Source organism: Burkholderia sp. SIMBA_051 (assembly GCF_046534915.1).
Taxonomy (GTDB): Bacteria; Pseudomonadota; Gammaproteobacteria; order Burkholderiales; family Burkholderiaceae; genus Burkholderia; species Burkholderia ambifaria.
In genome coordinates, this window is the sequence record NZ_JAWRXS010000128.1 from 1 (window position 1) to 322 (window position 322).

Consider the following 322-nt stretch of genomic DNA (forward strand, 5'->3'; position numbering starts at 1 on the left):
ATTCGAACTTTCCAGATGGGTACGCTCCCGTTCTTTCTGAACGGAGTGTCCATGACCAACCGGAGGTTCGAATTGTTTGAGTACCGTCAAGTCCTTGTCCGCATGCGGCAAGGCGATTCTGATCGCGACATCGGGCGTAGCGGCCTGATGGGTCGCAAGAAGTTGACCGCTGTTCGTCGTATGGCCGACGAGCGCGGCTGGCTGAATCCCGGGCAGCCGTTGCCTGACGATACCGTGATTGCCGGCGTGTTTGGCCGCACTCCACATTTGCCGAGCACATGCGTGTCCACGCTCGAGCCGTTTCGCGAGCAGATCCGTGACT

The 322-nt window shown here is 59.0% G+C and carries 1 pseudogene; it reads left to right on the forward strand.

Going from position 1 to position 322, the window contains the following annotated elements:
* Positions 1 to 51: 51 nt before the first annotated feature.
* A pseudogene (locus SB771_RS33865) lies at positions 52 to 322 on the forward strand (IS21 family transposase); the annotation flags it as partial.